This window comes from Mesorhizobium sp. M7A.F.Ca.CA.002.05.1.1, assembly GCF_003998335.1.
Taxonomy (GTDB): domain Bacteria; phylum Pseudomonadota; class Alphaproteobacteria; order Rhizobiales; family Rhizobiaceae; genus Mesorhizobium.
On the sequence record NZ_RZQI01000340.1, the window covers coordinates 1 to 5,879 of the forward strand.

The window sequence follows — 5,879 nt, forward strand, 5'->3', positions numbered from 1 at the left end:
GCCCTGCCCCGTTCGATCCTGTTCCTGTGCGGCATGAATGCCGTGCGCTCGCCCATGGCGGAGCAACTGGCGCGCCGCATGCTGCCCGCCACCGTCTTTGTCGCTTCGGCAGGCGTTCGCGCCGGCGAGCGCGATCCATTCGTCGATGCGGTGCTTGCCGAAGACGGTCTCACGCTGGGCGGGCGTCACCCAAGGACGATGGACGATCTCGAGGACGACTATTTCGACCTCATCGTCACGCTGGCGCCGGAAGCGCACCACGCCGCACTTGAACTCACCCGCTCGCTCGCTGTCGAGGTCGAATACTGGCCGACGCCGGACCCGACCGACGCCAGCGGCACCCGCGAACAGATCATGGCTAGTTATCGCGACGTGCGCGAGCGGCTGAAGGTGCGCATAGGCCGACGTTTTCTGCTTCCAGGAGCAAAAAACGCGACGGATTAAGCGTGTTCACAAGCGGACGATTATCATATAGGTTCCGCCGAAATTCCGGCCAGGGTGCTGGAACTACCATCCAAGCAAAGGTATCGAATGCCGAAGGAAGAAGTCCTCGAGTTTCCGGGTGTCGTGACGGAATTGTTGCCGAACGCGATGTTCCGGGTAAAGCTCGAAAACGAACACGAAATCATCGCCCATACGGCCGGCCGCATGCGCAAGAACCGCATCCGCGTGCTGACCGGCGACAAGGTTCTGGTCGAGATGACGCCATACGACCTGACCAAGGGCCGCATCACCTATCGTTTCAAGTAAGCAAAGCCCGACTGGTCCGCGATGAGCATTTTGCAGAAGCTGGTGCTTGCCTCGGGTTCGCCGCGCCGGATCGAGCTCTTGCAGCAGGCCGGCATCGAGCCGGACCGCGTGCTGCCGGCCGATGTCGACGAAACGCCGTTGCGTGCCGAGCATCCGCGCTCGCTGGCCAAGCGGCTGTCGAGGGAAAAGGCCGAGAAGGCGTTCGCCTCGCTGCAGACCGAAGCCGACTACGCGCCAGGTTTCGTGCTGGCCGCCGACACGGTGGTTGCCGTCGGACGGCGCATCCTGCCCAAGGCGGAAACCCTCGACGACGCTGCCAACTGCCTCGGGCTGTTGTCGGGCCGTTCGCACCGGGTCTATTCCGGCATCTGCCTGATCACCCCGGGTGGCAAGCTGCGCCAACGGCTGGTCGAGACGCGGGTGCGTTTCAAGCGGCTGCCGCGCGAAGAGATTGACGCCTATGTCGCCTCGGGCGAATGGCGCGGCAAAGCGGGTGGTTACGCGGTCCAGGGCCTCGCCGGCGCCTTCGTCGTCAAGCTGGTCGGCTCCTACACCAATGTCGTCGGGCTGCCGCTCTATGAGACCGTCGCGCTGTTGAGCGGCGAAGGCTTCAAGGTGCATGGCGGCTGGCTGGCGGGACCCCGGCTGTGAATTCCGATCCCAAAGTCACGCCCTTGCGCCCGAAGCGCCCCTGCCCCGAATGCGGCAAGCCCTCGGCGCGCGACACCTTCCCGTTCTGCTCGACGCGCTGCAAGGACATCGACCTCAATCGCTGGCTGAAGGGCGCTTACGTCATCAAGGCTCGCGACGACGAGGAAGAAACGGACCCCGACGATTCGAAATGAGCCGGGCGCCCAGTGACCAGATCTGGTCGTGATCGAGCTCGGCTGATGTGTGCGGGCCGGCGGCGCAGCCGGCGATCGACTTGTCGTAAGTCGGCTGGTTGCCGAGATCCTGGACCGTGACCTTGACGTCGGGAAATTGCTTGTTGAAACCGGCAATCGTCGCCTTCAGCGATGAAGCCGCGACATTCCGGCTCCAGATGGTGATTTCGCCGGATTGCGCGAAGGCCGGGGCTGAGCCCAGGGCAAGCGCGAGCGCGGCGCAGGTGATGCATCAGGACGCCAATGTGCTGCGCGTCGCCATGGATTCGGGCTTCGGCTCGCTCAGCGCCTTCAACAAGTCGTTCCGCAAGCTCGCCGGCATGTCGCCCTCCGATTTTCGTAGAGGCGTGACCGGCGCCAGATAGGTGGCGGCGACCAATGCGGGTCTGAGCCGCGAAGCATTGTGCGCCTCGATCGTCGGCTAAAGGCAGTGCCACGGCATGTCAGCCGGCAATAGCGGCACGGACAGGGATGGCGAAGGCCGCATCGTGCCATGCCGTGCCCGATTCCCGCCCGCAAGCGGCATGGAAACCGGGGCACCGCACGGCGTCGCTTTTCCTGCCTGAAATCGCCCACTAGGCGCTGGACAGGCCGAATTCCCGTGCTATAACCCACGCGCTTTCAAGGGGCGCCCCACGGCGCCTCGATGAATTCCGGCCAACGAGTTTTCGTTTGCCGGAACAGGCCCAGATAGCTCAGTTGGTAGAGCAGCGGACTGAAAATCCGCGTGTCGGTGGTTCGAATCCGCCTCTGGGCACCACTACTCCCCGGTCCGTTTTGGACACACCCCATCGCGTCGCCGCCTGCATCGCCAAGTGGAATCACTTTGCGCACATTAGCCCGCAGACGGATTTAATTTGCTTGGCCACCCCTCAACCCTAGGGCAAACTGCCTGCCGGGGCTGCAGGAGGTGAAATGAGAGCACGCGCAGCGACGCTTGGGGATCTGGAGGATGTCTTTCGCGGTCTGTCCAAGCGGATGTCGGACGAATACGTGGCGGCCGGCAAGGACAGCAAGATCGCCTACGACAATCTGATGATGAATTTGAAGGAGGGCCGCGCGCACGCGCTTGTCGAGGGCGACAAGGCCGTGGCGATCATCGCCTGGCACGAGAACAGCGACGCCGCCGACACGCTGTTCGCCGCACGGGAGGACTTCTTCCGCGCCGCGACCGTTCGCTTCTGCAAGCGGCATATCAGGCACATCCAGGCGCTCGCCGGCAACCTCGCCATCCACTCGCGCAGTTGGCTCCAGGGGCCGGATGTCGCAAGATGGTTCGGCGTTATCGGCTATGTCGAGCGCGGCCGGGAGAACGGCGCCACTTTGTTCGAGCTGCCGCCGGCTCGCGGATAGGCAATCGCGGGATATTGCCTGGCAAGCTTGCAGTTTCGAGCGCTCTCCCAGGAGGGCGCGAAGAGACTCTGCCACCAGCCGTCCTGGCAGAAGCTGTGAGACGTGCTGCCGTTGATTTCCAGATGTTTCCTGCGACTATCGGCACGCACGCTTGCGGTGGATAAGGTCGAAACAATGCATCTGGACTACTCCGATCACGTCTTCGTCGACCTCGTGCCCGAGCAGTTCGGCGCGTCGGAAACCATCGTCGCGCGTTATCGCGGGCTTGTCGCCACCGCCTTTCGCTACCGATCCGGCGTTGCCGGGCTTCGGATCAGCAACGCGAAGGGCGAAATCGTCATGCTGCCGTTCCAAGGACAGCAGATTTGGGACGCGACCTTCCTCGGCCGCTCCCGGACCATGCGCTCGATGTTCGATGAGCCGGTCGCGACCCGCGACTATCTTTCCAACTACGGCGCGTTCTTCATCCACTGCGGCGCCACCGCAATGGGAAATCCGGGGCCGGATGACCGCCACCCGCTTCACGGCGACCTGCCCAATGCGCCCTATCAGGATGTGCAACTGATCGCCGGCAGCAATTCCGAAGGGCCTTTCATGGCGCTGACGGGGCGCTGTCGACAGACCGTCGCTTTCAGCCATATGTGATGGAGCCCACCGTACGGCTGCAACTCGACGCCAGCAGCCTCGCCGTCGACATCGTGATCGAGAACCTGAAACGCTCGGCCATGGAGTTGATGTACCTGGCGCACATCAATTTCAAACCGGCCGATGGCGGGCGCCTGGTCGACACCGTAGCGGATGATTCCGCGGACATTGTCGTGCGCCAGACGCTGCCGCCCTTTTTCACGCCGAGCGAAAGCTACCTTGCCTACCGCGATGCCGTTGTCGCCAATCCTTCGCGGCATCGCCTGCTGACCAAGGGCGAGCCGATCGACCCAGAACTCGTGCTGACGATGAGGGCTAAGGCGGACCCCCAGGGCTGGGCGCACGCCTTGCAGGTCCATCCGGACCGTACTGCGGATTTCGTCAGCTTTCGCCCCGACGAGCTCAATTATGCCGTCCGCTGGATCACACGCGGCGCCGACCAGGACGCGCTTGGCCTCGTGCTGCCGGCCACCGCCGAACCAGACGGCTATCTTGCGGCCAAGGAAAGAGGCCGCCTGGTTCGCGTCGCACCCGGGGAAAAATTCCGCTGTGCCCTGCGTTTTGGCGCTATGGACGCGGACGCAGCCACACAACGAGAACAAGCCATTGCAGCGTTGAGAGGTGAAGGCCGTTAGTCGCAAGCCCTGACCGCAAACGCTGCCTGAACCGCACGATTGACCGTGACCGGCAGGATCGACATGTGGTTCTCGCCGGCGTGCAGCTCGAAGCGCGCACGCACGCCCGGGAGAGCATCAAGCCGCTGCGCCATTGCCCGCGCGAATTCGTCGGTGCATGTCACCTTCTTCTGCTGGAGGCGCTTTTCCTCGTCCTCGGCGCCAATCTGAAACGGCGCCAGCTTCTCGGTCTCGTACTCGCCGGCCGACAGGATCACGGTCGTCGCCAAACCAGCGGGGATGGCGGCCTCGAAGGTTTCGAGAAAGCGATCGATGGCACGGTCTTCCCAATAGATGGCGGGGCTCGCCGCGATCCAGGTCTGGAAGGCCGAGGGCCGCGTGAACAGGGCATAGAGCGCAAACAAGCCACCGAAGGAATGGCCATAAAGCGCCTGGCGGCTAGCGTCGACCGTGATCCGACTGGCGACCCACGGCTTCAACTCGTCCTCGATGAAGGCAAGGAACTCCCCTGCCCCACCGGTCCGGACTTCGGGCGTGCCCTCATAGAAGGGCGGATAGGTCTTGCCCGGCGGCGGGCCGAGATCCCATGAGCGGCGCAGCGGGTCATAGGCGCCCTCGACGGGATAGCCGATGGCGACGATGACGCCCCAGCCGACATTGGTGCCCGTTGGATAGAAGGCCTGCGCGCGCATGGCGTCGACCGCCGTGCCGATGACGGCGTTGCCGTCGGTCATGTAGAGCACAGGCCAGCCGGCCTCGGGCACCGGCCCGGACGGCACATGCAGGAATATCCGCCAGGGGGCGCCGCCCTGCGCCGGGACAAGATCGTGGACCGTGGTGTCGGCGATCAAGGCTGGCATCGACTTGGACATCGATATCTCCACAAGGGCTAAAGGTCAGCGGCGGCGCAGCAGCCACATCAGCACCGGGCCGCCGATCAGTGTGGCGACGAGACCGGCCGGGACCTGGCGCGGGAAGATGGCGGTGCGGCCCACCCAGTCGGCGGCGACCATGATCAGCGCGCCGGCGAGCACCGCGCCAACGGCCTGCGGCAGCGCACGGGAGAGGCCAAGGCGACGGGCAAGGTGCGGCGCCATCAGGCCGATGAAGGTCAGCGGACCGACGATCAGCGTCGAGGCTGCGGTGAGTGCCGCGACCACCAGCAGCACGAGAAGCCGCGTCCTCTTCAGGTCAATGCCAAGGCCTTGCACAGCGGCGGGGCCAAGCGGCAGGATGTCGAGCCAACGCATGAAGAAAGGCGCGAGTGCGAAGAGGCAGACGGCGATGCCACCGGTGAGCAAGGCGTCACCGACATCGACGCCATAGGTCGAACCGGTCAGCCAGTTGAGCAGCAGCATGGCACGCGGATCGCCGGTGGCGGTGAGCACCAGGATCAGCGCGTCGAACAAGGCCGTCAGAGCAACGCCGGCAAGCAGCAGCCGCTCCGGCGCATAGGCGGCACGGCGGCCGATCGCCAGCGTCACCAGCAAAGCGGCGAAGGCGCCGATGGTTGCCGCCGCCGTCTGAACCGGGCGTCCGGCATCCGAGAGCGCAAACAGCGCCACCATCATGCCGAGCGCAGCACCGGCGCTGATGCCAAGCACTTCCGGGC

General features: G+C 64.6%; 9 protein-coding genes, 1 tRNA gene and 2 pseudogenes. 9 read left to right on the forward strand and 3 right to left on the reverse strand.

The genetic code is table 11. The features are described 5' to 3' along the window. The first annotated feature begins 24 nt into the window (after positions 1-24). The 4 genes from EN939_RS17930 to yacG all read left to right on the forward strand — a co-directional run bounded on the left by EN939_RS17930 (position 25) and on the right by yacG (position 1,595). A complete protein-coding gene (locus tag EN939_RS17930) occupies positions 25-444 on the forward strand; it encodes an arsenate-mycothiol transferase ArsC (protein WP_127269089.1) in 420 nt (139 codons plus the stop codon). An 87-nt stretch (positions 445-531) separates the two neighbouring features. Further along, entirely contained in the window at positions 532-750 is a 219-nt protein-coding gene (gene infA, locus EN939_RS17935; RefSeq protein ID WP_006200926.1) for a translation initiation factor IF-1, read from the forward strand. A gap of 21 nt (positions 751-771) precedes the next feature. Further along, positions 772-1,401 (forward strand): Maf-like protein, encoded by a 630-nt coding sequence (locus tag EN939_RS17940; RefSeq protein ID WP_127269084.1) that lies wholly within the window; start codon positions 772-774, stop codon positions 1,399-1,401. Next, positions 1,398-1,595, forward strand: a complete 198-nt coding sequence (gene yacG, locus EN939_RS17945; protein WP_127269085.1) for a DNA gyrase inhibitor YacG — start codon at positions 1,398-1,400, stop codon at positions 1,593-1,595. The genes EN939_RS17940 and yacG overlap by 4 nt, the downstream gene beginning before the upstream one ends. Before the next feature lie 55 nt (positions 1,596-1,650). Here yacG and EN939_RS39130 read toward each other — a convergent pair. Continuing rightward, positions 1,651-1,863 (reverse strand): annotated as a pseudogene (locus tag EN939_RS39130) (ABC transporter substrate-binding protein); the annotation flags it as partial. On the opposite strand from EN939_RS39130, the pseudogene EN939_RS17955 reads away from it, so the two are divergent. The 5 genes and pseudogenes from EN939_RS17955 to EN939_RS17975 all read left to right on the forward strand — a co-directional run. Next, positions 1,853-1,999, forward strand: a pseudogene (locus EN939_RS17955) (helix-turn-helix domain-containing protein); the annotation flags it as partial. The pseudogenes EN939_RS39130 and EN939_RS17955 overlap by 11 nt on opposite strands. 319 nt (positions 2,000-2,318) lie before the next feature. Continuing rightward, positions 2,319-2,394, forward strand: a tRNA-Phe gene (locus EN939_RS17960). Between the two features lie 155 nt (positions 2,395-2,549). Further along, entirely contained in the window at positions 2,550-2,987 is a 438-nt protein-coding gene (locus EN939_RS17965) for a hypothetical protein (RefSeq protein ID WP_023813918.1), read from the forward strand. A gap of 174 nt (positions 2,988-3,161) precedes the next feature. Continuing rightward, positions 3,162-3,632, forward strand: a complete 471-nt coding sequence (locus EN939_RS17970; protein ID WP_127269086.1) for a hypothetical protein — start codon at positions 3,162-3,164, stop codon at positions 3,630-3,632. Beyond that, positions 3,632-4,267, forward strand: a complete 636-nt coding sequence (locus EN939_RS17975; RefSeq protein WP_127269087.1) for a DUF4432 family protein — start codon at positions 3,632-3,634, stop codon at positions 4,265-4,267. Before EN939_RS17970 ends, EN939_RS17975 begins: the two co-directional genes overlap by 1 nt. On the opposite strand, the gene EN939_RS17980 is transcribed toward EN939_RS17975, so the two are convergent. Both EN939_RS17980 and EN939_RS17985 read right to left on the reverse strand, forming a co-directional pair. Further along, positions 4,264-5,139: an alpha/beta hydrolase gene (locus EN939_RS17980; protein ID WP_127269088.1), complete on the reverse strand. Its 876-nt coding sequence runs from the start codon at positions 5,137-5,139 to the stop codon at positions 4,264-4,266. The two genes, EN939_RS17975 and EN939_RS17980, sit on opposite strands and share 4 nt — an antisense overlap. Before the next feature lie 24 nt (positions 5,140-5,163). Beyond that, a partial coding sequence (locus EN939_RS17985; protein ID WP_164751054.1) for an iron chelate uptake ABC transporter family permease subunit occupies positions 5,164-5,879 on the reverse strand: 716 nt, incomplete at its 5' end.

Coding starts and splice junctions, on each gene's coding strand:
- infA (WP_006200926.1), top strand. CDS start 532: ATGCCGAAGGAAGAAGTCCTCGAGTTTCCGGGTGTCGTGACGGAATTG.
- EN939_RS17970 (WP_127269086.1), top strand. CDS start 3,162: ATGCATCTGGACTACTCCGATCACGTCTTCGTCGACCTCGTGCCCGAG.
- EN939_RS17940 (WP_127269084.1), top strand. CDS start 772: ATGAGCATTTTGCAGAAGCTGGTGCTTGCCTCGGGTTCGCCGCGCCGG.
- EN939_RS17975 (WP_127269087.1), top strand. CDS start 3,632: ATGGAGCCCACCGTACGGCTGCAACTCGACGCCAGCAGCCTCGCCGTC.
- EN939_RS17980 (WP_127269088.1), bottom strand. CDS start 5,139: ATGTCCAAGTCGATGCCAGCCTTGATCGCCGACACCACGGTCCACGAT.
- EN939_RS17965 (WP_023813918.1), top strand. CDS start 2,550: ATGAGAGCACGCGCAGCGACGCTTGGGGATCTGGAGGATGTCTTTCGC.